The sequence below is a fragment of the Mesorhizobium sp. P2_E10 genome, assembly GCF_056404235.1.
Genome location: NZ_JBFUEK010000010.1, coordinates 1 through 24,272, shown reverse-complemented (window position 1 = coordinate 24,272; position 24,272 = coordinate 1). Strand labels below are relative to the sequence as shown.

Genomic DNA, 24,272 nt, shown 5'->3' with positions numbered 1-24,272 from the left:
ATCAGGCGGAGATGATCTTGGTGTATTCGTCGAGCGCCGGTCCGTAGTTCTTGGCGTACCAGTCCATGTCGAGCGCGATCTGCTTCTTCATGTTTTCGGGATCGACGGGGTTGATGCGCTTCTTGTCGGCGGGGATCAGCGCGTCGGCAGCCGGATTGGCCGGGCCCTGGCCGAGCTTGTCGAACATCACCAGCTGCTTTGCCGGGTCCTGAGCGCTGGCGATGAACTTCATGGCCGCGTCCTTGCCGCCGGGATTGCCCTTGAGCACGGCGAGCGCACCGGGCGAGATCAGGCCCTGGTCCCAGATGAACTTGATCTTGCCGCCCGAGTCCTGCTCGATCAGCGAGGCGCGAGTCGACCAGACGATGGCCATCGAGGCTTCGCCATTGAGCAGCACGCTCTGGCTCTCGGCGCCGCCGCCCCAATAGGCAACGACGTTTTCCTTGAAGGCGGCGATCTTGTCATGCGCGCGCTTGAGGTCGAGCGGATAGAGCGAAGCTGGCGCGATGCCGTCAGCGAGCAGCGCCGCTTCCCAGCTTGACACGCCCCATTTGTAGAGCGAGCGTTTTCCCGGGAACTTCTTCACGTCGAAGAAGTCGGCCATGCCGGTCGGGGCGTCCTTGCCGTACTTCTCGGAATCGTAGGCGATGACATAGGAGAAGAAATAGGTCGAAGCGGCGTATTCCCAGCCAAAACCCTCGCGCATCTTCTTCTTGTCGACGACGGCGTAGTCGATCGGCTCCAGCATGCCTTGGGCGCCGAGCGTGATCGCCGAGAACGGATCGACGTCGACCAGGTCCCAGGTCGGGGCGCCGCTCTTGAACTGTGCGGCGATGGCGCCTTCGGTCGGGCCCGAGCCGTCCATCTTGACGGTGATGCCGGTGTCCTTGGTGAAGGCCTGGCCGTAGGCCGCGTCATAAGCGGTGATGGCGTCGCCGCCCCAGTTCACCAGCACCAATTCCTTCGCCGCGGCAAAGGCACCGGAGGAGCGAAGCAGCATCGGAGTGCCGGCCAGCACAAGTGCGGCGAGCTGGGTGAATTGCCGGCGCGAGATCTCGCCGCGCACGGTCCTGGCCGACAGCGCCTCGATGGAGTGTTTCTTGGTTTCATTTGTCATGTCAGTTCCCCTTTTTTCGTTGGTCGTTCAGTTGGTTAGTGTCAACCTTGGAATCATCGCTCGAAGGCTTGCCACTCAAATCGTCATTGTCCTCCGTCCGGAAGCAGGAAACCCTTTTCGGCCGGCCAGGTCAGCCAGACGGAATTGCCCTTGCTGAGCGCCGCGGCAGCAACCTCGTTCGGCACCGAGACCGTCACCTTGGCGCCTTGCTTCGTGGTCAGGTCGAGCCGCGTCGCGGCGCCGAGATAGGTCGAGGCGATCGCAGTCGCGGCAATGCCGTTCTCGCCCAAGGTCGCTTCACGCGCGATCGACATGTATTCGGGCCGGATCGCCAGGATGGCGTCGCCACGGACCTTCTCGGCCTTGCAGTGCATGGAGACCGCGCGGTCTTCGCACAGGCCCGTCGAGCCATTGTCGGCGGGCCTGACGCCCTTCAGCGGCAGCATGTTGATCTCGCCGAGGAACTCGGCGACGAAGCGGTTGTCCGGCCGGTCGTAGACCTCGTCGGGCGCGCCGACCTGCAGCAATTTGCCGTGGTTGAAGATGGCAACGCGCGACGACAGCGCCAGCGCCTCGCTCTGGTCGTGGGTGACGAAGACGAAGGTGGTGCCGGTCTCCTGGTGCAGCCGTTTCATCTCGGCCTGCATCTGGCCGCGCAGCCCCTTGTCGAGCGCCGAGAACGGCTCGTCGAGCAACAGCACGCCGGGCTCGAACACCAGCGCGCGCGCCAGCGCCACGCGCTGCTGCTGGCCGCCCGACAATTGCGCCGGCAGTTTCTTACCATGGCCGACCAGCCCGACGCGATCGATCATCTCACCGACGCGCCGCTTGATCTCGCCCGCCGATTTCTTGCGCACCTTGAGCGGGAAGGCGATGTTCTGTTCGACGCTCATATGGGGGAACAGCGCATAACCCTGGAACACCATACCGGCGGCGCGCTGCTCGGCCGGCCGGTCGGTGATGTCGACGCCGTCGCTATAGAGGCGGCCATCGCTCGGCTGGACGAAGCCGGCAAGGATCATCAGGAAGGTGGTCTTGCCCGAACCGGAGGGGCCGAGCAGGGTCAGGAACTCGCCGCGGCCGATATTGAGCGACAGATTGTCCAGCGCACGGAACGAGCCGAAGCTCTTGCCGATCCCGATTGCCTTGATCTCTGCGGCCCGGCCGGGTTGCTGCATCCTGCCCTTTCCCTAGCGTTGAACGAAATCGTAGGGCAGGGCGCGGCCTCACCGCAACCGAATAGTTTTCGCCTCATCGGCAAATTTGATTCACGGGTGGCGGGTTTTGGGTCGAATGTCCCTTGCCTCGAGGGCGCACTGAAAGTTTGCGTATTTCTACAATCGGTTTTCCGCCATTGCCCATAGGTTGGTCACATCAACGCAGCCGAGAAACGACTGCGGAAACGGCGAGAATTTTCAAGAGGAGAAAACGTCCATGGCCACCCCGACCCCCTTCACCGTCGCCATCCCTGAATCGCAGCTTGCCGACCTCAAGATTCGCCTTGAGCATACGCGTTGGCCGGATGAGCCTGCGGATGCCGGCTGGATGCTCGGTCCAAACCTGGCCTACATGAAGCGGCTGACCGACCATTGGATCAATGGCTATGACTGGCGCAAGGCCGAGGCAGCCATAAACGCGCTCAACAATTTCAAGGTCGACGTCGATGGAGTCGAACTCCACTTCGTGCATCACCCTTCGAAGAAGAAGGATGCAACACCGCTGCTTCTGCTGCACGGCTGGCCTGATACCTTCTACCGCTACCATAAGGTGATCGAGCCGCTGTCGGAGGATTTTCACGTCGTCGTGCCGTCGATCCCGGGAACCGGTTTCTCCGGCAAGACCGCACTGCCGATGGACAAGGTCACGGACATCTTCGCAAAGCTCATGACGGAAGTGCTTGGCTATGGCAAATTCATCGCCGCCGGCGGCGATGGAGGCTCCGTGATTGCCATGTCGCTGGCCCAGCGGCATCCGGAAAAGCTTTTGGGTTATCACGTCACGGATATCGGCTATCCCGACCACACGACCGATTTCGCCTCGCTGAGCCAGCCGGAGCAAGCCTATGCGGGCGCAATTCAGCGATGGTTCTTCGCCCATGGCGCGTTCAATCTCGTGCAGGCCACCAAACCGCAAAGTCTGGCCTTCGCCATGAATGATTCACCTGTTGGCCTCGCCGCATGGATCATGAGCTTCATGGCCGGCATGGGACTGGGAGACGATGCGGATGCGCGGTTCGGACGTGACGAATTGCTCACCAACATCATGATCACCTGGTTGACCGAAACAGCGGCCTCATCGTTTCGCATCTACAGTCAGAACGCCATGCAGCCGCCAACCATCAAGGGGCTGGACACCAAGGTACCGGTCGCCGTGGCGACCGAGGCGCCAATCCCGGGCGGTGTGCGGCTGCCGCGCGAATGGGCGGACCGTCAGACCTCCGGCAATGTGGTTCAGTTCCACGACATGGAGACTGCCGGCCATTTCGCAGCCTGGGAGGACCCGGCGTTTTATGCCGGCGACATCAGGCGGTTCGCGGCGCTTCTCAACAAATGACGCGCGGTTTCGTGCTTGTGGACACCGGGGCAAGTCTGTCTTGTTCCGGTGTTCAGATTTTATGGACCGGGTCGAGATTAGAGGGCAGGTGACCCATGATTTTCTTGATGGACTTGATCATGTGCGGTTGGTCGGTGTAGCCGAGATCAGCTGCAACGGAAGCTGAGGCGTCGCCCAGTTTCAGCCGCCTTACAGCCTCCTGCGCTCGCCTGATCAGTTGAAAATCCTTCTGGGTGATGCCGGTCGTCTTCTTGAAATGTTGCTGAACCGACCGGGTCGAGGCAGCCTTGGGCCTCTCGGTGAATGCCTTGGCGACCAGGTCATTGGATTGCAACAGATTTGCCGCAACCATCATCTCGGTAAGCTGTTCGGCATTGCCGAAGCTCGGCAACGGAAGTTCAACACCGTCAAGCCGAAAGACCTCGCCCTCGACCGGCAGCAAGCGTATCGCTGCGCCGGTTCTGACCTCCTTGTCCGTCGCAAGGTAGACATGGGCTGCAAAGGATATGACCACTGAATGTTCGCCGGCCAGGTAGGGAACATCGACCGGCTCGGTGGCCTGCCCGCTCAGGAAGATCGTCGGTCGCCCATCGGGCGAGACACTCAGGATCAGGTCCCAGGAGCCATCGGGAGTCGCTCTGTAGATCCCGTCCGTCAGGCAGACCGTCTGCCAAACCCTGTCGATCCAGGGATGGGGCGAGGAGCGATGCGTATGTTTCTGTGTCATGCCTGTCAGCGTGTTAAAGTACGTTCGAGATTACCCTGCCAATCCGCATCCGTCGCAATAGCGCCGGCCCGCCTCAATACGGCTCGACCCTGTTCTCCGACAGTTTCGACCTCAGCCACCCCCCGAACGCCACCAGCACCGGATGGCTCGCCTTGGCGTGCTCCGAAACCAGGAAATACGACCGCGGCGATTTGATCGCGATGTCGAAGGGGCGCACCAGACGGCCCTCGCTCAGTGCCCGGCGGCTGGTCAACTCGTCACCCATGGCGATGCCCTGGCCGGCGATCGCCGCCGAAAACACGAGGTTCATGTCCGAGAAGAAGATACCGCCTTCGGTGTCGGGGTTTTCCACCTTGGACAGCGCCAGCCAACGCGCCCAGTCCTCGGTGTCGCCGAGGTGGAGAAGATTGGCGCGCAGCACGTCGGCGGGCTTGGAAAAGCCGCCGACCTTGTTGAGCAGGGTCGGGCTGCACAGCGGCGTGAAGGAAATCTCGCACAGAAGCTCGACCGCACGGTTCGGCCAGTTGCCGACGCCGAAGGCGATGAAGGCGTCGGCGTCCGGGTTGCTGACGTCGTCAAGCCGCCGCGGCGTCAGGATGCGCAGCGCGACGTCAGGGTACATCTGCCGGAACTCGCCGATGTGGGTGCATAAGAAGAGCGAAGCGAAGCCCGGCGTGCAGGAGACGCTGAACGAGCCGCCGACGCCAGTGCCGGCATGGCGCGTTACTGCGTCGCCCAGCACGGTCAGCGCCTTGCGCACGTCGCTGGCATAGCGCTGGCCGCGCGGCGTCAGCGCCACACCCTTGCCGATGCGCTCCAGGAGGTCGAAGCCGAGGTCGCGCTCCAGCAGGCGAAGCTGGTGGCTGACGGCGCTGCGGGTCAGGTGCAGTTCGTCGGCGGCGCGCCAGACGCTGCCGTGGCGGGCGAAGCTGTCGAGAGCGCGCAGCGCTTGAGTGGACGGTATTCGCAAAAGCTCCTCAGGTGAACCGAATTTGCACGAGCCGGGAAAACATATCACTTTTTGACAGGCCGCTTCACTGCTTTCTTTTGGCCATGGAGAAAGCGGTGACCACTTCGGCGCAAGCCACCGCGCTTGCCTGCCTCGACGGCATCCAGCCGTCGCTGTCGGTGTGGACGCGCACCATCTTCGACTTCGGCGAGACCGCCTGGCGCGAATACCAGTCCGCCGCCTGGTATGTGGCGCGGCTGAAGCACGAGGGCTTTTCCGTCGAGGAAGGCTCGGGCGGCATGCCGACCGCGTTCTGCGCCCACTGGAGCAACGGCCCCGGCCCGACCATCGGCATGTATGCCGAATATGATGCCGTGCCCGGCAATTGCCAGGATGCGGCGACAGTGAAGCGGCCGCGACCGGGCCTCGGTAGCGAGGCCGGCGGCCATACCGATCCGCATTCGGGTCTGGGCATCGCCAGCCTCGGCGGACTTTTGGCCACCAAGGCGGCGATGCAGCGCCACGGCATTGCCGGCACCTTGCGCTTCACCGGCGAGCCGGCGGAGAAGGTGAGGGGATCGAAGCCGATCCATGCGGCCAAGGGCTATTATGATGGCCTCGCCGGCATGATCTCCTTCCACCCCTTCTACATGCTGCCGCTCTGCAACACGGCGCGCTGGGACACGCATTGCGGGGCTGCCTACGCGATGATCTACCGCTTTGTCTGCGACGAACCCGAAAAATGGGTTCGCGCAGGCGACGCTGCACCCATACCGCAGGCGCATTCGGCGGTGCGCGCGCCCGGCGCAAACGACGCGCTGATGATGATGTACATGGCCTCCAAAGCGCTGCGCGATTCCATGCTGCCGCATCAGGGTGGCTGGTCGATCAGCGAGGCGATCCTGACCGCGGGGCAAGCCACCGCCGACAACCTGCCGGCTGGGCTGGCCGAGATCCAGTACATGATCCGCGTGCCGACGCTTGCAATGGCCGAGCAGGTCACCGCCGTGCTCGACCGCAATGCCGAAGCTGCTGCCGCAATGAGCGGCTGCCGGCACGAGCGGCACTGGGTGTCGAAGTCGCGGCCGGGGCTGGCCAACCACGCCATGGCAACGATTGCCTATGAGGCGCTGTCGAGCGTCGGTCCGCCGCGCTGGGACGAGGCGGCCAAGACCATCGCCCGCGAAATCCAGGTCAGTGCCGGTGGCACCGCGACGGAGAACCCTTTCATCGACGAACTGGAGCGGCTGATCGAACCGCAGGCGGCGGAAGCAATCCTGCGCCGCGACCTGCCGCCGTCGCAGACAAACTCGACCTCGGACGACTACACCGACATGAGCTGGCACGCGCCGACGGCCCGCTTCTACGTCGCCCGGCCGGCGCTGCGCTCGACAAATGGCCACGCCTGTCCGGCCTGGGCAATGAATGCGCTGGGCGGCATTTCGGCGACGATCGATCCAATGGTCAGTTGCGCTGCCAAAACGGTCGCGCTTTCAGCCCTTCGCCTTCTGGAAGACAAGGCCGCCCGCGATGCGGCGATGGATGAATTCGTGGCCCGCACCGGCGGCGGCATTGGCGGCGCCAACTGGATCGCGCCGCTTTGCGACTACGACCCGCCGATCCATTTTCGCTGGCCGGAATATATCACCACCGCGCGTGGACGCGACTGGTGGATACCGAGCAGCCAACCCGACCAAGCCACCTGATCAAAACACGAGGAGAACCCCATGACCGTTCATGACCGCATCGTCGCCGAGCCTTTTTCGCTGCAGCGCCGCAACGCCGCCGGCGGCACCAAGCCGCTGACATCATGGGGCTTTGCCAACGAGACCGATGTGCTGACCGACGTGTTGCTCGGCTCGCCGAATTTCCTGCGCCATCTCTCGACCAGCTCACTTTCGCGCAAGCATCTGCGCGAAGCTCCCTGCAACGTTCAGATCGCCCAGGCGCAGCACAAGGATCTGGTCGCCGCCTACGAGCATTTCGGCGTCAACATCCACTGGCACGAGCCGACGCCGGAACTGCCGATGCAGGTCTATTCCAGAGATTCCAGCGTCATGACGCCTTATGGCGCCTTCATCACCGCCATGGCCAACTGGTGGCGGCGCGGCGAGAATTATGCGGCGATCCGCACCTATGAAAAACTCGGCATCCCGATCTACGACATGGTGACTGCTGGCACCTTCGAGGGCGGCGACTTCAACGTCATCGAGGAGGGCGTGGTGCTGATCGGCTGCGGCGGCGCCCGCACGCAGGAAGAGGGCGCCCGCCAGGTCCAGGCCTGGTTCGACAAGGAAGGCTGGGAAACCCGCATCGCCTTCATCGACGAATACTATGTCCATATCGACCTGATGGTGGTGCCGATCGCGGAAAAACTGACCGCGGTCTGTCTCGCCTGCACCGAGCCCGGCATCGTCGACTGGCTGAAGGGCAAGGGCCACGAGATCATCGACGTGCCGTTCCAGGACACGATGGCGCTCGGCAGCAACTTCATGTCGCTGGGCAAGGACAGGGTCATCGCGCCGACTTCGAGCCAGACGCTGATCGGCCAGCTCAAGGCGCGCGGCTTCGAGGTGGCGGCGATCGACATGAGCGAGATCTCGAAAACCGGCGGCGGCATCCACTGCATGGCGCAGGCGCTGAAGCGCGAACCGGCCTGAGGGGGGCTTCCGAACTCCGCTACATTGACACAATGGCCTCAGAAGTGGAGACTCTCTGCATAGTCGAGGAGAGAATCTATGAAAAGAACCTACGAAAAGCCTGAGCTGCGCAAGGCGGGAAAGCTCGGATCGCTTGCTGCCGGCGGCGCATCGAAGGTGCCTTGAGCGTAGCTTGAGGGCAAGGGTGCTGTATTCGCATTGACCTCGCCGGGTTTGAACGGCGGGGCTTTTTTTGTCGCGACGGTCAGCTCGCTGGGTCTCGCAAGATCGACCATCATTCAATCTTTTGCCGGAACTTTGAGTGACAGCTCGAGCAATCCTGCAGGATGAGGTGCAGGAGATGCTCCGCCGGCAGTTTGGCGGGATCGGCTTCCACGGCGCCCGGCCGCTTGCCGAGCAAGCTGCCGCCGCCCATCACCAGGCCGGAACCCATCCTCATGTCGTCGGTGATGCCGGCTGGCGCTCGCCCGGCCTTCTTGGCCAGAGCGCTTGCCAGCGTCCCGATGTGACGGGCCAGCGCCTCGAACTCCGGTCGTGCCTGATCAATCTCCAGCCTGGCGCCCGAAGGCGCGCCCAATGAGGCGCCGGGAAATTCGGCAATGAGGGCAGGGCCGGTGCGGGCGCGGATGGTTTCCGCCGCCGCCTTGAAGGCCGTAGCGTCATAGGCTTGTCTGCCATCGAACATCCCGGCGATCGTCTTGGCTGCTGCTGCCATCTCCTTCATTGAGGCTTGGCGCGCCATGACGATTGCCTCGCTGCCAGCAGCGGCGCCAGCCACCGAAGCGCAGGCAAACGCCAACATCGCGGCGATGGCGGCAGGTCTCACTGAACCAGGCCGGCCAGCTCGTCGATGATCGGGCAGTCCGGCCGCTCGTCGCCGTGGCAGTGGTCGACCAGATGATGCAGCAGATGCCGCAGTCCGGTCAGTTCGGCGATCTTCCTGTCGATCTCCACCAGTTTGGCTTGTGCGACGGCCTTTACATCGGCGCTCTCGCGGTCCTTGTCTTGATAGAGCGACAGCAGTTGGCGGCACTCATCGACCGAAAACCCCAGGCTGCGCGAGCGCTGCAGGAAGCGCAAGCGGTGGATATCTGCCGCCGAGTAGTCACGATAGCCGTTGTCTGTCCGGGCCGGGCGCAGCAAGCCGATGTCCTCATAGTAGCGTATCGTCTTCGAAGGCAGGCCGGATTTTTCGGACGCGAGGCCTATGTTCATGGCTGGAAATCTCCTTTTGCCGAGGAGAATAGACCTTCCAGCCACTGGAAGGTCAACACGCCGTCGCGGTCTTCTTCAGCGTCATCAAGCCGCCATTTTTCGCCCCATCCGCCGTGGCAGCGGCCTCCTCACGAGCCTCGGTGCTGTCCCTCTGCAATGGCTCCGGCAAAAATCCTACAGCTGCGGTTCCTTGACTCGGGACGCAAAAACGGGCAGCAAAGTCGGCTACGGAGAGGATTTAGGCCATTTTGACGGCCGGGGAGGACGCTTTTTGGCATCGATCGCAGTGCAATCGGCGACCGATAGAGTGATTGGTTAACCAAACTTGTCCATCTTTTGAATCAATCGGCAACAGACGCGAAGGGTGCAGGGGGCACCAAGGCGAACTGTGATCGTCACGGCTGCAAGACCGCAGCCGGCAGCCGATTGAGAGTGGTTGTATGGCGTTTGTGCGTTTGAAAGACCGGGGTGACAATCCAGTTTCCGGGTTGACTTCGATGAGGCCCCGCCTGAGCTGGGTCGCGATTCCGGCCGTTGGCGCCGCGGTCGTTTTGTGGTCGGTGGCGACCATGGCCGGCCTCTATTCGGTGGGGACCTCGCTCACCGCCGCTTCCGACAGTCTTCCGCAAAGTCTGGCTCTGCCGCGCACCGTCGCGCTCGCCGATTCCCGGCGCGCCCTTGCCAATTCATGGGCGCCGGCGCTCGCCGCAAGCCGGCAGCGCCAGGTGGCCCTGCTCAATCAATGCGACGCCGCTTGCCTGCGCCTGGCGTCCAGCTTCGCGCATGACGGCAAGATGGCAAGGCTGAGGCCGGCGGCTTCAACCAGCACCGCGCCGGCTGCAGTCGCCCCAAATGCCATTGCACAGGTCACGCCGCGTGACGCGCGTTTCGACGGCGTGGTGGCGAAAGCGAAACTGTCGCCGCAAAAGCTGGCTGACGCCTTCGCCCGCGCCGCTTCCCACCCCTCTGGCGCCCCCTTCATGCTTGCCAGCCTGCCGACGGACGCTCGCTTTGCCGAGCCGGTGCGTATGCCGGACAAGCACGGTCCGGCACCGGCGCGCTTCGGGCCGGAGGTCGCGGAAATCGAACGCTCGTCCCGCTTGGCGCTGGCGCTTGCCAATACCTTGCCGGAAGTGTCTGTCGATGTGACGCCATCGGTTGCGCTGGCGACGGTGGACCCTGTTGCGCCGCAGGAGCCGCAGCCGGGTGAAGTTCAGCTGGCCTCGCTGCCGCCACAGGATGACCTGCCTGACAACATGCCGTTGCCGGGCCGGCGTCCGCAGGCGGAAATCGATCAGCCGGCCAAGGCCCCCAAGGCCGAAGCTCCGGCCAAGCCCCAATCGCCCAGGGCGGCAAAGGCCCAGACAACCATGGTCCAGACCGCCGACGCGCCGACGGTCGACGCGCTGCCCGGCGTGCAGTCGATGCGCAGTTCGTCACAGCCGATCGTGCCAACCATAGGCAGCCAGGGCAAGCAGAGCAGCCAGGGCAAGCCCACCAAGCGGTCGAAGGCCCAGGCCGCCGAGATGCTGGCCTATGCCAAGCCCGACATGCCCGAGCGCGGCTCGGGTGGAGTCTTCCGCAACCTGTTCACCAAGCCCAGCATGGGCAATGGCGTCGCCATCTATGACATCTCGGCCAAGACCGTCTACATGCCCGATGGTTCGCGGCTCGAGGCGCATTCCGGGCTGGGTGCGATGGTCGACCAGCCGCGCTATGTCGACCGCAAGAACACTGGTCCGACGCCGCCCGATACATATGACCTGAAGCTGCGTGAATCGCGCTTCCACGGCGTCGAGGCGATCCGCCTCACACCGGTGGGCGGCAACAACAAATATGGGCGCAACGGCCTGCTTGCCCACACCTACATGCTGCGCGGCGGTCGTGCCGAATCCAATGGCTGCGTCGTCTTCAAGGACTATGCCCGCTTCCTCGCCGCCTACAAGAAGGGCAAGATCAAGCGCCTCGTCGTGGTGCCGCGCATGTCCAAGCCCTTGACGCAGGTCGCCCAGGACGGGCGCGGCGCCTGAATCATTTTGGCAGGGTGATCCGCTATCATCCTGTTTGACCATGATATTTCATGGTCTCCATCCAACGCCTTTCCACCCAATTGTCAGCAGCCGGCATTGAAAGCGTTTTCAATTGCGGCTGAGGATACTATGAGTGGATCGCGGCGGCTCCAGCTTCAAACGATCAAGAGGATATCATGACAATACGCACTGTCGTTTGGGGCGAGAATATCCATGAGCGGACAAACGAGGTGGTCGCCGGCATCTACCCCGAGGGGATGCATGCGACCATCGCCAACGCGTTGAAGGCCGACCCCAACATATCAGCGTCCTGGGCAACCCTCGAGCAGCCCGAACATGGTCTGCCGGCCGACCGTCTTGCACAAACCGATGTGCTGGTGTGGTGGGGCCACAAGGACCATGGCGCCGTCGCCGACGAAGTGGTCGAGCGTGTGGCGCGCCGGGTCTGGGAAGGCATGGGGCTGATCGTCCTGCATTCCGGCCATTTCTCAAAAATCTTCAAGCGGCTGATGGGCACGCCCTGCACGCTGAAATGGCGCGAGGCCGGCGAGCGCGAGCGGCTGTGGGTGACAAGCCCGAGCCACCCGATCGCTGCCGGGGTGGGCGAGTATTTCGAACTCGAAAACGAGGAAATGTATGGCGAGCAGTTCGCTGTGCCGGAGCCGCTGGAAACGGTCTTCATCTCGTGGTTCCAAGGCGGTGAAGTCTTCCGCTCGGGGCTGACCTACAGAAGGGGCGCGGGCAACATCTTCTATTTCAGGCCCGGCCACGAGACCTATCCGACCTATCACGACGCCAATGTCCAGAAGGTGCTGCGCAACGCCGTGAACTGGGCGCACAACCCGCAGGGCACCAAGCCCGCAATCCTGGACGCGCCGAACGTGCCGGTCGACAAGGCGCTGGAACCAATCGTCGAGCGCGGCGGCAAGCTGCACGCCTCGGGTGAGGCCGGCTTCCGCTAAACCCGGTAAGAGGGAACAGCGGCTTTCCGTCTGGATTTGCGTAAAAATAACACCTAGACCACATCCGTCCCATCTCATTGAATCGAACCAATTCGCTCGGAGTGCAACAAAATGCGACTTTTGATACTCGGCACCGGCTGGATGGCTCAGGAACACGCCAGGCAATTCGGCAAGATCAAGGGCGTTGAACTGGTCGGCGCCGTCGATGTCGACGCCAAACGCGTCGATGAATTTTCCGACGGCTTCGGCATCCCCAACCGCTTCACCGCGCTGGAGGACGCGCTGGCATGGGGCAAGTTCGACGCGGTGACGAATGTGACGCCCGATCGCATCCACCATCCGACCACCATGGCGCTGATCGCCGCCGGCAAGCCCGTCATGTGCGAGAAGCCGCTGGCCGAAAACTTCGAGAAGGCCAGTGAGATGGCCGACGCCGCCAAACGGGTCGGCATCATCAACATGGTCAACCTGACCTATCGCAATGTCGCGGCACTGCAGAAGGCGCGCGCCATGGTGCTTGCCGGCGACATTGGCGAGATCAGGCATGTCGAGGCGTCCTATCTGCAGAGCTGGCTGGTGTCCAAATTCTGGGGCGACTGGCGCACCGATCCGAAATGGCTCTGGCGCCTGTCGCGCAGCCACGGCTCCAATGGCGTTCTCGGCGATGTCGGTATCCACATCCTCGATTTCGCCAGCTATGGCGCCGCGCTCGACATCGACCACGTGTTCTGCCGGCTGAAAGCCTTTGACAAGGCGCCCGGCAACCGCATCGGCGAATACGACCTCGACGCAAATGACAGTTTCACCATGGCGCTGGATTTTTCGAACGGCGCCTTCGGCGTCGTCCATGCCAGCCGCTGGGCAACCGGCCATATGAACGAACTGCGCCTGCGCATCTATGGCGACAAGGGCGGCATCGAAGTCGTGCACAATCTGGAAGGCTCGGAGTTGAAAGCGTGCCTGGGCGAGAACATCGAGACGGCCAAATGGCAGGTGCTCGATGCCGGCACGGTGCCGACCAACTACCAGCGCTTTGTCGATGCGGTGAACAGCGGTGTCCAGGCCGAACCATCATTCCACCATGCGGCCGAATTGCAGAAGGTGCTCGACCTTGCCGTCGTCTCCGACGCCAAGCGGACTGAACTGAGGGCAAACGCCGACACGCAGTAGGCTTGGATTCGGCGAGGCGGCGCCGATCTCACGGACCACGCGCAATTCTTTCAATCATTTCTTGAAATGGGAACCAGCCGTTTCATGATCTGATGGCGCCTGCGAACACGGGAGGCGTCATTGACCGACTACATCGGGTTACCGAAAGCCGAAGTGCACATCCACGTCGAGGGCTGCTTCGAGGCCGACGATGTGATCAGGAATTGCGAACAAGCGGGCATTCCGCTGCGTGCACCGCGTGACAGGCTCTTCGAGGCACACGATTTGAAGAGCTTCCTCGAGATGCTCGACTGGCTGTGCGGGACATTTCGGACGCGCGAGCAACTGGCCACCACGGCCTACAAGTTTGCGCAGCGCATGGGCAAGAGCGGTGTGCGTTACGCCGACGTCATCGTCAACCCCACACACTGGCCTCATTGGCAAGGCAACATCCCCGGGATGATCGACGCGTTCGATGCCGGTTTTGCGGCCGCCGAGCAGGACGGGCACCCGCCGGTCGGGCTTTGCGTCAGCCTGCTTCGCACCCAGTCGGCGGCGGAGGCCATCGGACTGGTGGAGTTGCTGAGCGAGATCAGGCACAAGCGGGTCGTTGCGCTTTCGGTCGACGGGAATGAGGCGGCTGCCGGCCGCACCGGCCCACGCTTCGCCGAGGCGTTTCGCCGTGCTGCGGCGGCGGGTCTGCGGCGCACCGTCCATGCGGGCGAGTCGAGCGGCCCGGAGGGCGTTCGCGACGCAATCGAACTGCTTGGCGCCGACCGCATCGACCACGGTGTCCGGGCGATCGAGGACCCGGAGCTTGTCGACTTGCTGGCGCAGAGGCAGATTCCCCTGGGCATCTGCCCGATCTCCAACGTGGCGCTCGGCGTCTATCCGTCGCTTGCCGAACATCCGATCGATGCCCTGCGCAAGGCCGGCGTCCCCGTCTCGATTAACACAGATGATCCGGCGCTGCTCGACACGACCCTCGAAGCATCTTATGCCGCCTGCGCCGAGGCCTTCGCGTGGGACGCTGAAACCATCCGCCAGCTCGCTGCGACATCGCTGCGCGCAAGTTATGCCGATCCCGCGGTGAAGGCGAAAAGTCTGGCGGATCTCGCGGCCTGGCAGGCATGACAAAGGCCGCTGTCGACCGTATCCGAGAGGGCGCCGAAGCGCCTGACGAGGCGAAGCTCAGCGGCCCAAAGCGTCCTTCCGCCACGCCGCCGAACTGCATAAGGTCCTCGATCTCTCGTTGGTCTCGCAAGAGAAACGGGCGGAGCTGAAAGGAGCCAGCCATGACAACGCACCGCGCCGAATGTTCCTGCGGCCAGCTTTCAGCCGTCTGCTCGGGCGAACCCGTACGCATCTCGGTATGCCACTGCCTGGACTGCAAACGCCGCACCGGCAGCGCCTTCAGCTACAATGTCCGCTTCGTGGAGGGTGACGTATCGGTCCAGGGGCGAGCTGCGGAGTTCACCCGCATTGGCGACCAGGGCGGCCGCGTCATCTACAGTTTCTGCCCGGATTGCGGCACCAATGTTCACTACCGGATCGACACCCAGCCCGGCCTGATCGCCATTCCCGTGGGCGCCTTCGCCGATCCGTCGTTCCCGCCGCCCTTCCAATCCTTCTACCACGACACCAGGCGCTGCGAGTGGGTCGAGATCAAAGCCGAGCCTTTGGCAAGGCTCGGCTGAAGACGCAGTCAACCTGCCGGTGGGACTGCGACCCCGGCGTAGTGACTTCCGAGCTGCCAGAAGAGCAGCGGAAATCGCGTTCGCTCCTCATGAACGAGCCTAAAGCCGGCCCCGTCAATCAGACCTAATGGGTCGCGATTGAGGTGGCAGCCGCCGGCAAGCGCTCCCCACATCCGGTTCAGGCGCTCCTGCCACCTGCGGCAACGCGGCCCATCGGCCTGGCCGTGCTCGATGAAGATCAGCCGGCCCGTGGACTTCAAGATGCGCCGGATTTCGCTCAGCGCCGCCTCAGGGTCCGGAATGGTGCAGAAAGCGTAGGTGACGACGACCGTGTCGGCAAAATCATCGGCCAATGGCAGGGTCTCGCCGCGGGCCCGGAGGCATTCGACATCGAACGGCATGGAACGGCTCTTCGGTTCGGCCAAGCCGAGCATCGTGCCGTCGGGATCGACGCCCACCAGCCGCTCCACTTTGGCGGAATCGTAGTAGGGAAGGTTCAGGCCGGACCCGAAGCCGACTTCCACAACAATGCCCTCTGCCTGTGGGATCATGTGCCTTCGCATGTGCGCGAATGCGTTGGCCGAACAGCCGGCGTGGACGAAGTAGGGAGCAACGCAGCGTGCGTACCAGGAGAGACAGGATTGGCACATATCTCAGCCTCCCTGTCGAGAGTCGATAAGGCCGCCATCTTCGGCAACAGCCGCGGACGTGCAATGATGGGTGAGAGTATTGACCAGTGACATTTATCGCTCCAAGTCTGTCTTCAGACGGGCCACATCGGCCCAACATCGTGGGGATAGGTAGAAGGTCTGCGTCCCCTCAACGTCCCCGCCCGGCACATACGGATCCATGGAGCGATTGCAGTTCCGACTTCTGGGTTTTCCGGAGTTCCGTCTGAACGGGCGGCGGGTGGAACTTGCCTTGCGCAAGGCGGCAGCGCTCCTAATCTACCTCGCCGAGGCCGCTGGGCCTGTGGCGCGTGAGGTCGCAGCCACGCTCCTGTGGCCCGAAACCGACGAGGAAGCCGCACGCGCACGACTTCGGCGCACGCTGTATAAGATTCGCATCGCGTTCGGCAGCGAGGTTATCGCTGCCAGCGGAACATCGCTAAGCCTGCATCCGTCGCTGTCCGTTGAGGTCGACTCAAGGGTTTTCGAGCATGCCTGTGATCTCGGTCCCCTCGACCAGGCAGCTGACCTCTATAAGGGCGACTATCTCGCCGGCTTCTCTCTGCCGGACTGCATGGAATTCGAGGAGTGGGTCTTCTTCAGACGCGAGGCCCTGCGCAGCCGGCTGGTACAGGCGCTGGAGCGGCTCGTCGAAGCGAAGATTGCCGGCGGTGAGCCTCGCGCCGCGGTAGTGCATGCGACGCGCCTGACGAGGTTGGACCCTTTGAGCGAAAGCGCGCACCGTCACCTGATCCGTGCGCACCTGACGGCCGGGGACAGGGCGGCAGCCGAGCGCCAGGCCGAAACCTGTGTCAGGCTGCTGCGGGACGAACTCGGCATCGCGCCGGACCCCACAACGCTTGCCATGCTGCATGGGCCAACTCACGATGCCACCTTGGACATGCCCAGAACGCGCTATGTCGAAGTGGGTGGCATCCATATCGCCTACCAAATCGTCGGCAAGGGCTCGATGGACATCGTGCTTGTTCCGGGGTTCATTTCGCATGTCGAAAGGGTCTGGGAAGACAGGAGCTGCCGTGCCTGGATCACCGCGGTTTCGCGTCTTGGCCGCCTGATCCTTTTCGACCGGCGAGGCATGGGACTTTCCGACCGTGTCGGTGCCCGCCCGACCGTCGAAGCGACAGCGCAGGATATTCTGGCGGTCATGAACGCGGCCGGCAGCCGAAGGGCCTTGCTCATCGGCGCGTCAGAAGGTGGCCCGGGTTGTGTCCGTTTTGCCGTAAACCACTCTGATCGCCTGATCGGTCTGGTTCTGTGGGGCTCCCTGGCGAAAGGCAGTCGCGCACCCGACTATCCCTTTGCCCTGACCGTCGCGCAATACGATCTGTGGAAGCAACGGCTGCTCGCCGGTTGGGGTGGCCCGGCGGAAATCGAAACTTTCGCCCCAAGCCTGACCGCAGACCGCCAGGCGCAGAGCTGGTGGGCTGGGTTGCTCAGGGCAGCCTCCAGTCCCGGCGCGGTCGCGGGCCTGCTGGAAGCGCTACGCGATACCGATGTCCGTCATCTCCTTGCAAAAGTTTCGGCAAGGACGATTGTTCTGCACCGCTCCGGCGACCGCGCCGTGCGCATCGAAGCCGGGCGCTTCCTCGCCGCCAACATCCCAGGCGCGAAGTTCATCGAGGTCGCCGGCAACGATCACTGGTTCTGGGTCGGCGACCAGCAGCCGCTGCTCGATAGCATTGGCGCGATTGCACGACGCAGCTGATCGCTCAGCCGGGGACGACCAGGGGACACCCCCTGTGCAGGGTAGCGCTCACAACTCTTGATGTCAGTTGTGAAGCAGAGGTTATTGCGCGCCCGGCAAAAGGAGCGATCATGTTTGCTGTCTCGGAAGACGGAACCCGCATTGCCTATGAGGTGGTCGGGACTGGAAGACCGTTGGTGCTGCTGCACGGCTTTACAGCGGATCACACGATTTGGCGTGAAGTGGGCTACGTCGAGCGGTTGGTGGCATTTGGGCGGCAACTGATACTGATCGACGGGCGCGGTCACGGCAGAAGTGACAAGCCGCACGTGCCCGACTGGTATGATCTCGGGCGATGCGCAACAGACGTCGCGGCCGTTCTGGATGACATCGGGGCAGTAGATGCAGACATCTGCGGGCATTCTCTGGGTGGTACGATTGCCCTGGCGTTTGCCGCCCACTACCGGAACCGGGTGCGCTCGCTTGTTGTCAACGGCGCGCATCCCTTCGGGCAGGATTTGCGTCTGCTGCGGGCAGCCGTGAACGTTGGCATGGAACCCTGGATCTCGTATCTGCGCACCGAGAACTGGCCGTTGACAGACGGGAACGTCAGGCAGCTCAGATGCAATGATCTTGAGGCCTTGCGGGCATGCGTAGCGCTTGATCGGGCCGATCGGTCGGCACCGCTCGTCAGCTTTGATCGACCGATACTTGCCATCAGCGGAGAGGCCGATCCGTTGTGTCGGAAGGTTCGTGATTTTGCAGCCTTTGCCGGCGCCGACTATTTCGAACTCGCCGGATGCAATCATTTCCAGGCGTTTTTGGCGGTCGACCCGGTATGCGCGCGCATGGAAGAGTTTCTGTCGCTGCTCTAGTGCCTCAGAATCCTGCTCTGCTGCCTCGCCGGTTCTGACAGCAGGCAGGAGATATTTCCTCGGTTGGAAGCTGAGGGACTTTGTAATGGCCTGATAAATCAAATCTTCAGGATCACCTGACATGCTTGCCCATGGCCGACGACCGGATGGCTCGGATGAATGTCCAGGTGAAACCAGCTTATGGGTCCGCCGACTGTGTCGGATAGGATTCATCTCGACGTGCAGGATGATCCTGCCATAATTGCGGAAGTCGAGCGGCAGCTGGCGCGCCGCACGCGCGATATCCGCCTCAAAGGCGAGATCAAGCGCCTATTTCGAGCCCGTGTGTGGTCACAAACAGCGAAGATCATCCGGGCCTGGATGATCTGGGTGGCATTTTTGGATGTGCTGACCCTGGCGCTCGACATGTTGATGCTTCCAAAGGCGATCGCGTTCTCGATGCTCCTGCCTGGCGCCATCATTCCGCCCGTCGTCATGATTGTCGTCCTGCTCTGGCGAAAACCGCAGGCGCCCTGGCTCCAGGGGGCTTCGCTGATTGCAGGCATGTTCCTCATCTTGTTGTCAGTCGCCCTGGTCGGGGTCAGCGCTGGTGGCGAGTTCTACGAACGGCACCTGAACATCATGCTGTTCGTGGCCATTACAGCCATCATCATCTTCGGCATCCCGCTGGCCTGGACTGTGACTATTGCCGCCTCGGCGCTCGGTCTCTATCTCGTTTTTCAGCTGCAGAACCCGGGCATCGAATTTGGAAGCGCCGCGGCTGCGACGCTGTTTTTCACCAGCGGGATCATCGCAACGATCGCCGCGCGGCGCATCATGACAATTCTCGCCCAGAAGACCTTCCTGTTTGAGCTTCGTGACCGACGCAGAGTCGCCGAACTGGCGGAAGCGAACGATCGGCTTCAGCAACTGGCGAGTACCGATCCGCTCACGGGCATTGCCAACCGGCGCTGGATGACAGAGCTGCTCGACCTCCTTTGGGCCGATGGCGGAGCATGCCACGGCGGTGCCGCCATGTTGATGTGCGACATTGATGATTTCAAGAAGCTGAACGATCACCTCGGCCATGCCGAGGGCGATCGCTGTCTGGTCGAGGTCGCTCGCATTATCAAGGAAAACGTCAGGCGCGACAACGATCTTGTGGCCCGATACGGCGGCGAGGAATTCCTGGTGCTTCTGCCTGGCGTAGACGATGAAGAGGCCATCTCTGTGGCCGAGAGAATTCGCCAGAGCGTTGAGGCCGCCGCTTTTCCCAATCCTGCATCCCGCGTGTCGCGGCGCGTCACCCTCAGCATTGGGGTTGCCGTTCAGAGGGCTGACGAGGCCATCTCACCGGAGCAGTTACAGCGTCAGGCGGATGAGGCGCTCTATCTCGCCAAGCAAACCGGCCGCAACCGAGTGCTGCTCCATAGGCCGGAGTCGTCCGGGCGCAAACAGATTCAGTCGACGCGGTGATGCCAGCCCGTGACGCGATGGTAGACGAGTCGCTTCGCTGCCCCGTCTTCACCCAACTCAGCCATCGGCAACAGCCGACATATTGAGTTTTGACTCCTACGCTTACCCGCGAGCACGCGATGGAACACAACATCTCGATGAAGCTCAGGGTTGGCGTCAACAGTGGGCCAGTGGTCGCCGGCGTCATTGGGAAGAGTAAGTACATCTATGATTTGTGGGGTGACACAGTGAACCTGGCGAGCCGCATGGAGTCTGGCGGAGTTCCCGACTCTGTTCAGGTGACGCGCCCCGTCTACGAACAGCTCAAGGACCAATTCGTCTTCGAGCCGCGCGGCGCCATCGAAGTCAAAGGCAAGGGAAAAGTGGAAGCCTGGGTATTGAGATTTTAGTCGCGGGGGCAGCTCCGATGCCGGCTTGCCCTCCACCTGTCCGCCGTCAATGGGTTTCGCGGGCGCGACTGGGCGTCCTGAGGGGAGCGGACCCGAATGTCCGCTTCGCGCCTCATACAGTCATAGAGTTCATTTTTGCGGTAGCCAGAAGCAGACATAGCCGACGACCGTTCTGGGGGCCACGGTTGCGCCAGTTGCCGACCTGCGGCGCCTGGCGCGCGACCTGGATATCCAGATCGGCATCGTCTGCGAGCTGGTTTCCCATCCATCGCAGCTACCGGAGGTGCTGGAGGCCGCGATCCGCACCGCGATCGGGCGGCGCGGTGTGGCGGTGGTCGTCATCCCTGGCGACGTTGCGATTCAGAAATACGAGGCGCCTTTCTCGGCGCCCGTCGCTCCCGCAATCCGACAGCCGGTCGTCGTTCAACTCGATCCGCTCGCCGACCTGCTCAACCGAGCACCGCCCTGAACCCTGAGTCGTTCTGGCGGAGACGTTCCTCGATCCATTGCGCCGTGCGGTCGTAGGCGTCCGAAAACAACTCGGAATGCCGACTCCAATCCATGAAGGTGCTCGAAACCTGCGGACAGACCAAGACATCCTCGTCGCCGGCGGCAATGTCCTGCGGCCCGTGTGCCAGGATACTCGCAGCAATAACCTGAAGCATGCTCGGAACCTGCGGCAGGCGGGCACGGCCGAAAGGGTTCAGCAGGGCGATCGCAAGTTCCGATCTTCCGGGGATGCGGTCATAGTCGATGTGGTATTTTTGCGGTGCACTGGACCCAAAGCTCACGATGACATTGGGGCCGGTCTTGAGTTCCCTCATCTGTTCCAGCGGCAAATTGTTCATGATGGCGCCGTCCACCAGCATATCGCCGTCAGCCGTAAAGAACGGCGGCAGGACACCCGGGAGCGAGCCGGATGCCCGAACGGCTTGCCAGAGTTTTCCACGACGGTGGACATGGGGCTGACGGCTGCTCAGATTGCTCGAAAGCGCAAAGAACGGAAACCAAAGATCTTCGATCAGAACGTCGCCGTATTCCTCCCGAAGGGCTCGATCGAAGGCTTTGTGATCCAGAAGCGCGAAACGCGGCCAGGTGGGGCGCCGAAACGCCCGACTCTTGACAAATACGTTGTGCGTGCCGCGGTCGATCTGCTCCGCGTCCAGCCCTCTTGCGAAGCCGGCCATCATCGCCGCTCCGGAACTCATCCCGCCGAGATAGTCGAAGCGCCCGCCCGCCTCGACGAAGGCCTTGTAAACGCCCAGATGGGCGCTGCCCAGGGACCCACCTCCCGCCGCCACGAAGCCACGTGCCTTGCAGGAAATAAATCGGACCAGGCGCTGGATATCAGACGCGTCCTCCAGCGCAACATGATGATGCTGGCCGACATGGGGGCGCTCATCGAGCCACGCAGAGGTGCCGGAGACCGCAGCCGAGCGATTGTCGTGAATTAAGACAAGCCGACCGGTCGATGGTGGATGGACCGATAGCGCCAATTCCTCGGACGTGTTCAAGCGAGGCGAGGAGGACGCGTTCGCTAGCAGCAGGACGGTATCGGCCTGGCGAATGCAGACTCGTGTCCATTCATTAGGTTCTTCATCCGCGACGTAGACAACGAATTCAGCTTGCGCCTCCAGTTCGTTCAACCAGTTAAGGACCGGCTGGTCGTCGATCGGACGACCTGCGAACTTCGCGTGGACGTCAAGCCGGGATACGAACTGAGCGCGCGTGACCGCGGCGAACTCTTGCTGTAGGTGCCGGATGAAAACCGGTGAGATGCGACTTCCGCCGGCTGCAATGATGGCAAGCGTTCGGATTTTGGCAGGTTTCTGGAGACGTGACAAAATCGGAGATTGCGTGGCGAACCGGCGCGCCAGAGATATTGTGACCGCCTCTCTCAGGTTCGGCAGAGCCTCGGCCGCCTTCTCGAAATGACTACGACTGATTTCAAGGACGATCGAATCGCGCGCTGCAACGACAGTGGCCGTACGGGGCAGCCCTGCAAAGAAACCAATTTCGCCGACTAGTTCACCCTGCGCGATCTCTGCGACCGAGCCAATCCGATCTCCTTTGTGTACCGTAAAGCGACCGGACAGGACGACGAAGAACCTGTCCGATGGATCGCCTTCACGAACCAGGACCTCACCGCGCCTTAGGACCCGACGGTCGGATTCGGCAGCCAAAGCCTCGAGCGCCAGCAACGACGCACGATCGAACATCAATGTCGCCGACATTAACCTCGCGGCGAGAGAGTCGGCGGAGGACATTTTGAGCCATCCGGGGAATGCATTCGCTTCGGTATTGTATCCTGTACCGCTCGTGTTTGCAGCATCGCAAGGCGCGATCCGAGCCGAACCGCAAAATTGCCGGGCCGGCGCCGTCTATGGATCAAATTCTGATGTGCCGACCCTTATGCGAAGCATTGGCTTCACTATGGCATCTGCGAGGCGTTCGATCCGCGGCAACTGGTGGGATTCGCCAGGCCATCTCGAAGGCGCGCCGTCGCTGCGGACGCTTCTGACTATCCGAGGCCCGAAGCTGCGGTCAGCTCTCGGCTAACTGCAGCATTTTCCACTTTGAGGCGAAATAATTCTCAACTATGGTCCGTCAGGCTAAAGGCATGGGGGGATTGCCGATGGTTTTGTCACGCAGGGGTGTCGTGCTCGGCGGCTTGGCGCTGGTCGCGGTCGGTGCAACCGGCAATATTGTTCAAGCCGCGACGGCAAAATCCTTTTTCGCCGGTACCGCCAGCGACAACAATTTTGTCTATCGCAAGACCAACTTCGCCAAGATCGACAAGAGATGGCATCGCCAGATCGTCAAGTATTTCAGCAGCGAGTCGGTCGGCACCGTCGTGGTCGATACCCGTCACCACTTCCTCTACCTCATCATGGAAAACAAGACCGCCATCCGCTACGGCGTCGGCGTAGGCAAAGAGGGCTTCAAATGGTACGGCCGCGCGACGATCGACCGCCGCGCGCTGTGGCCGCAATGGGTCCCGCCCCCCGAAATGCGTAAGCGCAGGCCGGAGCTGCCGCCCATGGTCGAAGGCGGCGCGCCCAACAATCCGCTCGGGCCGCGCGCGCTCTATCTGTACCGCGACGGCGCCGACATCGGCTACCGCCTGCATGGCACGCTGGAGCCATGGAGCATCGGCACCGATGCTTCCAGCGGCTGCATCCGCATGTTCCCGGAAGACATCATCGACCTCTACCAGCGGTGCCCGATCGGCACCGCGGTGGAGGTCCTGCCGCACATCGCCGACCAGGCGCCCGCTTCCACCACTGTCGAATGATTGGGCGCATCATGAACCGCATGATTGAAAATACGCGCCGGCTGCTCGCCGCCAGCCTGCTGGTGCTGACCGCATCCTGCTCGACCAGCAACACGCTGACCCCGCCCACACCCGACGTCACCAACGCCGAGATTGCCGGCTTCCAGAACGTGCAGCCGGGCAGCGAGGAGGATTTTATCCTCAATGTCGGCCGCCGCACCTATTTCACGAAAGGTTCGGCCGCGCTCGATTCTGTTGCCAAGACCACCCTCGACACCCAGATCGCATGGCTGTCAAAGTATCCGCGCTGGCTGCTCAAGCTGCAGGGTTTCGCCGACGATCCCGGCGCAAGCGAAACGGCGCTGGCGCAGCAGCGCGCCGATGCGGTGATGAACTACCTCGCCGCCGGCGGCATAGACCGCAACCGCATGTGGGCCAAGGGCTACGGCAAGGACAGGCTCGTCCGCGACTGCCCCGACAACGCCTGCAGGTCGCAGAACCGCCGCGTTGTGTCCAATTTGCGCGATGAGAGGGACGAGTCGTAGGGGGCTGCTGTTTTGCTTGCCACCAAATCAGAGCCTCACGCGCGACGGCGGCATGGCCGCTTTGCGCCTCATGCACGAACCCGCTTCGCGGGAGTGTCGCCTGTTCTGAGATGGCGCGGTATTCATAGGCCTTGAGCGGGTAGAGACCGCGATCCGACCATGGAGTTCCCTTCAACGAGAGGAACTTGCCATGGCTACCCTGTCGACCGATGCTCCGATCACGCCGCTTCGCCAGCGCATGCAGCAGGACATGCTGATGCGGGGCCTGGGACCGCATACGCAGCAGGACTACGTTCGTCATG

Annotated in this window: 22 protein-coding genes and 2 pseudogenes; 15 read left to right on the top strand and 9 right to left on the bottom strand. The window is 62.6% G+C overall.

The window, feature by feature from the left end:
• Nucleotide 1 precedes the first annotated feature (1 nt).
• Complete coding sequence (locus tag AC1D0N_RS23400; RefSeq protein ID WP_477248114.1) at nt 2-1,117, bottom strand: ABC transporter substrate-binding protein; 1,116 nt, start codon at nt 1,115-1,117, stop codon at nt 2-4.
• Between the two features lie 83 nt (nt 1,118-1,200).
• Nucleotides 1,201-2,295, bottom strand: a complete 1,095-nt coding sequence (locus AC1D0N_RS23395) for an ABC transporter ATP-binding protein (protein WP_477248112.1) — start codon at nt 2,293-2,295, stop codon at nt 1,201-1,203.
• Between the two features lie 256 nt (nt 2,296-2,551).
• Here AC1D0N_RS23395 and AC1D0N_RS23390 point away from each other — a divergent pair, with 256 nt between their 5' ends.
• The gene (locus AC1D0N_RS23390) at nt 2,552-3,670 is read left to right on the top strand and encodes an epoxide hydrolase family protein (RefSeq protein WP_477248110.1); all 1,119 of its coding nucleotides are present in this window, start codon (nt 2,552-2,554) and stop codon (nt 3,668-3,670) included.
• 52 nt (nt 3,671-3,722) lie between these two features.
• On the opposite strand, the gene AC1D0N_RS23385 is transcribed toward AC1D0N_RS23390, so the two are convergent.
• Both AC1D0N_RS23385 and AC1D0N_RS23380 read right to left on the bottom strand, forming a co-directional pair.
• Nucleotides 3,723-4,397: a helix-turn-helix domain-containing protein gene (locus AC1D0N_RS23385; protein ID WP_477248108.1), complete on the bottom strand. Its 675-nt coding sequence runs from the start codon at nt 4,395-4,397 to the stop codon at nt 3,723-3,725.
• Nucleotides 4,398-4,470: 73 nt separating this feature from the next.
• Entirely contained in the window at nt 4,471-5,367 is an 897-nt protein-coding gene (locus AC1D0N_RS23380; protein WP_477248106.1) for a LysR substrate-binding domain-containing protein, read from the bottom strand.
• Nucleotides 5,368-5,450: 83 nt separating this feature from the next.
• Here AC1D0N_RS23380 and AC1D0N_RS23375 point away from each other — a divergent pair, with 83 nt between their 5' ends.
• Both AC1D0N_RS23375 and AC1D0N_RS23370 read left to right on the top strand, forming a co-directional pair.
• Nucleotides 5,451-7,052, top strand: coding sequence for a zinc-binding metallopeptidase family protein (locus AC1D0N_RS23375; RefSeq protein WP_477248104.1), 1,602 nt, complete (start codon nt 5,451-5,453; stop codon nt 7,050-7,052).
• A gap of 21 nt (nt 7,053-7,073) precedes the next feature.
• Complete coding sequence (locus AC1D0N_RS23370) at nt 7,074-8,006, top strand: dimethylarginine dimethylaminohydrolase family protein (protein WP_477248102.1); 933 nt, start codon at nt 7,074-7,076, stop codon at nt 8,004-8,006.
• An 89-nt stretch (nt 8,007-8,095) separates the two neighbouring features.
• Here the strand turns inward: AC1D0N_RS23370 and AC1D0N_RS23365 are convergent, their stop codons facing one another.
• From AC1D0N_RS23365 to cueR, 3 genes are all read right to left on the bottom strand, one after another.
• Nucleotides 8,096-8,284: a hypothetical protein gene (locus AC1D0N_RS23365; RefSeq protein ID WP_477248100.1), complete on the bottom strand. Its 189-nt coding sequence runs from the start codon at nt 8,282-8,284 to the stop codon at nt 8,096-8,098.
• Nucleotides 8,281-8,748, bottom strand: coding sequence for a cytochrome c (locus AC1D0N_RS23360; protein ID WP_477248098.1), 468 nt, complete (start codon nt 8,746-8,748; stop codon nt 8,281-8,283). Before AC1D0N_RS23360 ends, AC1D0N_RS23365 begins: the two co-directional genes overlap by 4 nt.
• An 80-nt stretch (nt 8,749-8,828) precedes the next feature.
• Entirely contained in the window at nt 8,829-9,221 is a 393-nt protein-coding gene (cueR, locus tag AC1D0N_RS23355; RefSeq protein WP_477248096.1) for a Cu(I)-responsive transcriptional regulator, read from the bottom strand.
• A gap of 497 nt (nt 9,222-9,718) precedes the next feature.
• Here cueR and AC1D0N_RS23350 point away from each other — a divergent pair, with 497 nt between their 5' ends.
• From AC1D0N_RS23350 to AC1D0N_RS23330, 5 genes are all read left to right on the top strand, one after another.
• Entirely contained in the window at nt 9,719-11,251 is a 1,533-nt protein-coding gene (locus AC1D0N_RS23350) for a DUF2778 domain-containing protein (RefSeq protein WP_477248094.1), read from the top strand.
• A 176-nt stretch (nt 11,252-11,427) separates the two neighbouring features.
• Nucleotides 11,428-12,213: a ThuA domain-containing protein gene (locus AC1D0N_RS23345; RefSeq protein ID WP_477248092.1), complete on the top strand. Its 786-nt coding sequence runs from the start codon at nt 11,428-11,430 to the stop codon at nt 12,211-12,213.
• A gap of 111 nt (nt 12,214-12,324) precedes the next feature.
• The gene (locus AC1D0N_RS23340; protein ID WP_477248090.1) at nt 12,325-13,383 is read left to right on the top strand and encodes a Gfo/Idh/MocA family protein; all 1,059 of its coding nucleotides are present in this window, start codon (nt 12,325-12,327) and stop codon (nt 13,381-13,383) included.
• A 120-nt stretch (nt 13,384-13,503) separates the two neighbouring features.
• The gene (gene add / locus AC1D0N_RS23335) at nt 13,504-14,496 is read left to right on the top strand and encodes an adenosine deaminase (protein WP_477248088.1); all 993 of its coding nucleotides are present in this window, start codon (nt 13,504-13,506) and stop codon (nt 14,494-14,496) included.
• A gap of 161 nt (nt 14,497-14,657) precedes the next feature.
• A complete protein-coding gene (locus AC1D0N_RS23330; protein WP_477248086.1) occupies nt 14,658-15,059 on the top strand; it encodes a GFA family protein in 402 nt (133 codons plus the stop codon).
• A gap of 8 nt (nt 15,060-15,067) precedes the next feature.
• On the opposite strand, the gene AC1D0N_RS23325 is transcribed toward AC1D0N_RS23330, so the two are convergent.
• Nucleotides 15,068-15,610, bottom strand: coding sequence for a class I SAM-dependent methyltransferase (locus AC1D0N_RS23325; protein ID WP_477248084.1), 543 nt, complete (start codon nt 15,608-15,610; stop codon nt 15,068-15,070).
• A gap of 298 nt (nt 15,611-15,908) precedes the next feature.
• On the opposite strand from AC1D0N_RS23325, the gene AC1D0N_RS23320 reads away from it, so the two are divergent.
• The 5 genes and pseudogenes from AC1D0N_RS23320 to AC1D0N_RS23300 all read left to right on the top strand — a co-directional run.
• Nucleotides 15,909-17,453 (top strand): bifunctional AfsR/SARP family transcriptional regulator/alpha/beta hydrolase, encoded by a 1,545-nt coding sequence (locus AC1D0N_RS23320; protein WP_477248082.1) that lies wholly within the window; start codon nt 15,909-15,911, stop codon nt 17,451-17,453.
• A 110-nt stretch (nt 17,454-17,563) separates the two neighbouring features.
• A complete protein-coding gene (locus tag AC1D0N_RS23315; protein ID WP_477248081.1) occupies nt 17,564-18,307 on the top strand; it encodes an alpha/beta fold hydrolase in 744 nt (247 codons plus the stop codon).
• Between the two features lie 180 nt (nt 18,308-18,487).
• Complete coding sequence (locus AC1D0N_RS23310; RefSeq protein ID WP_477248079.1) at nt 18,488-19,762, top strand: GGDEF domain-containing protein; 1,275 nt, start codon at nt 18,488-18,490, stop codon at nt 19,760-19,762.
• 101 nt (nt 19,763-19,863) lie between these two features.
• A pseudogene (locus tag AC1D0N_RS23305) lies at nt 19,864-20,151 on the top strand (adenylate/guanylate cyclase domain-containing protein); the annotation flags it as partial.
• A gap of 247 nt (nt 20,152-20,398) precedes the next feature.
• Nucleotides 20,399-20,605: pseudogene (locus AC1D0N_RS23300) on the top strand (ubiquinone-dependent pyruvate dehydrogenase); the annotation flags it as partial.
• Here the strand turns inward: AC1D0N_RS23300 and AC1D0N_RS23295 are convergent.
• Nucleotides 20,601-22,370: a patatin-like phospholipase family protein gene (locus AC1D0N_RS23295; protein ID WP_477248354.1), complete on the bottom strand. Its 1,770-nt coding sequence runs from the start codon at nt 22,368-22,370 to the stop codon at nt 20,601-20,603. The pseudogene AC1D0N_RS23300 and the gene AC1D0N_RS23295 sit on opposite strands and share 5 nt — an antisense overlap.
• Nucleotides 22,371-22,786: 416 nt before the next feature.
• On the opposite strand from AC1D0N_RS23295, the gene AC1D0N_RS23290 reads away from it, so the two are divergent.
• Both AC1D0N_RS23290 and AC1D0N_RS23285 read left to right on the top strand, forming a co-directional pair.
• Entirely contained in the window at nt 22,787-23,446 is a 660-nt protein-coding gene (locus AC1D0N_RS23290) for a L,D-transpeptidase (RefSeq protein WP_477248077.1), read from the top strand.
• 11 nt (nt 23,447-23,457) lie between these two features.
• Nucleotides 23,458-23,970 carry an OmpA family protein gene (locus AC1D0N_RS23285; protein ID WP_477248075.1) on the top strand — a complete coding sequence of 171 codons (513 nt, stop codon included), beginning with the start codon at nt 23,458-23,460 and terminating at the stop codon, nt 23,968-23,970.
• The last annotated feature ends 302 nt before the right edge of the window (nt 23,971-24,272 follow it).

Excerpts from the sequence above, each read along its gene's own strand:
- AC1D0N_RS23330 (WP_477248086.1), top strand. The coding sequence starts at position 14,658 with ATGACAACGCACCGCGCCGAATGTTCCTGCGGCCAGCTTTCAGCCGTC.
- AC1D0N_RS23320 (WP_477248082.1), top strand. The coding sequence starts at position 15,909 with ATGGAGCGATTGCAGTTCCGACTTCTGGGTTTTCCGGAGTTCCGTCTG.
- AC1D0N_RS23400 (WP_477248114.1), bottom strand. The coding sequence starts at position 1,117 with ATGACAAATGAAACCAAGAAACACTCCATCGAGGCGCTGTCGGCCAGG.
- AC1D0N_RS23385 (WP_477248108.1), bottom strand. The coding sequence starts at position 4,397 with ATGACACAGAAACATACGCATCGCTCCTCGCCCCATCCCTGGATCGAC.
- AC1D0N_RS23375 (WP_477248104.1), top strand. The coding sequence starts at position 5,451 with ATGGAGAAAGCGGTGACCACTTCGGCGCAAGCCACCGCGCTTGCCTGC.
- AC1D0N_RS23365 (WP_477248100.1), bottom strand. The coding sequence starts at position 8,284 with ATGATGGTCGATCTTGCGAGACCCAGCGAGCTGACCGTCGCGACAAAA.
- AC1D0N_RS23360 (WP_477248098.1), bottom strand. The coding sequence starts at position 8,748 with ATGGCGCGCCAAGCCTCAATGAAGGAGATGGCAGCAGCAGCCAAGACG.
- AC1D0N_RS23390 (WP_477248110.1), top strand. The coding sequence starts at position 2,552 with ATGGCCACCCCGACCCCCTTCACCGTCGCCATCCCTGAATCGCAGCTT.
- AC1D0N_RS23315 (WP_477248081.1), top strand. The coding sequence starts at position 17,564 with ATGTTTGCTGTCTCGGAAGACGGAACCCGCATTGCCTATGAGGTGGTC.
- AC1D0N_RS23395 (WP_477248112.1), bottom strand. The coding sequence starts at position 2,295 with ATGCAGCAACCCGGCCGGGCCGCAGAGATCAAGGCAATCGGGATCGGC.
- AC1D0N_RS23310 (WP_477248079.1), top strand. The coding sequence starts at position 18,488 with ATGGGTCCGCCGACTGTGTCGGATAGGATTCATCTCGACGTGCAGGAT.
- AC1D0N_RS23350 (WP_477248094.1), top strand. The coding sequence starts at position 9,719 with ATGAGGCCCCGCCTGAGCTGGGTCGCGATTCCGGCCGTTGGCGCCGCG.
- AC1D0N_RS23340 (WP_477248090.1), top strand. The coding sequence starts at position 12,325 with ATGCGACTTTTGATACTCGGCACCGGCTGGATGGCTCAGGAACACGCC.
- AC1D0N_RS23325 (WP_477248084.1), bottom strand. The coding sequence starts at position 15,610 with ATGATCCCACAGGCAGAGGGCATTGTTGTGGAAGTCGGCTTCGGGTCC.
- cueR (WP_477248096.1), bottom strand. The coding sequence starts at position 9,221 with ATGAACATAGGCCTCGCGTCCGAAAAATCCGGCCTGCCTTCGAAGACG.
- AC1D0N_RS23370 (WP_477248102.1), top strand. The coding sequence starts at position 7,074 with ATGACCGTTCATGACCGCATCGTCGCCGAGCCTTTTTCGCTGCAGCGC.
- AC1D0N_RS23345 (WP_477248092.1), top strand. The coding sequence starts at position 11,428 with ATGACAATACGCACTGTCGTTTGGGGCGAGAATATCCATGAGCGGACA.
- AC1D0N_RS23285 (WP_477248075.1), top strand. The coding sequence starts at position 23,458 with ATGAACCGCATGATTGAAAATACGCGCCGGCTGCTCGCCGCCAGCCTG.
- AC1D0N_RS23290 (WP_477248077.1), top strand. The coding sequence starts at position 22,787 with ATGGTTTTGTCACGCAGGGGTGTCGTGCTCGGCGGCTTGGCGCTGGTC.
- AC1D0N_RS23295 (WP_477248354.1), bottom strand. The coding sequence starts at position 22,370 with ATGTTCGATCGTGCGTCGTTGCTGGCGCTCGAGGCTTTGGCTGCCGAA.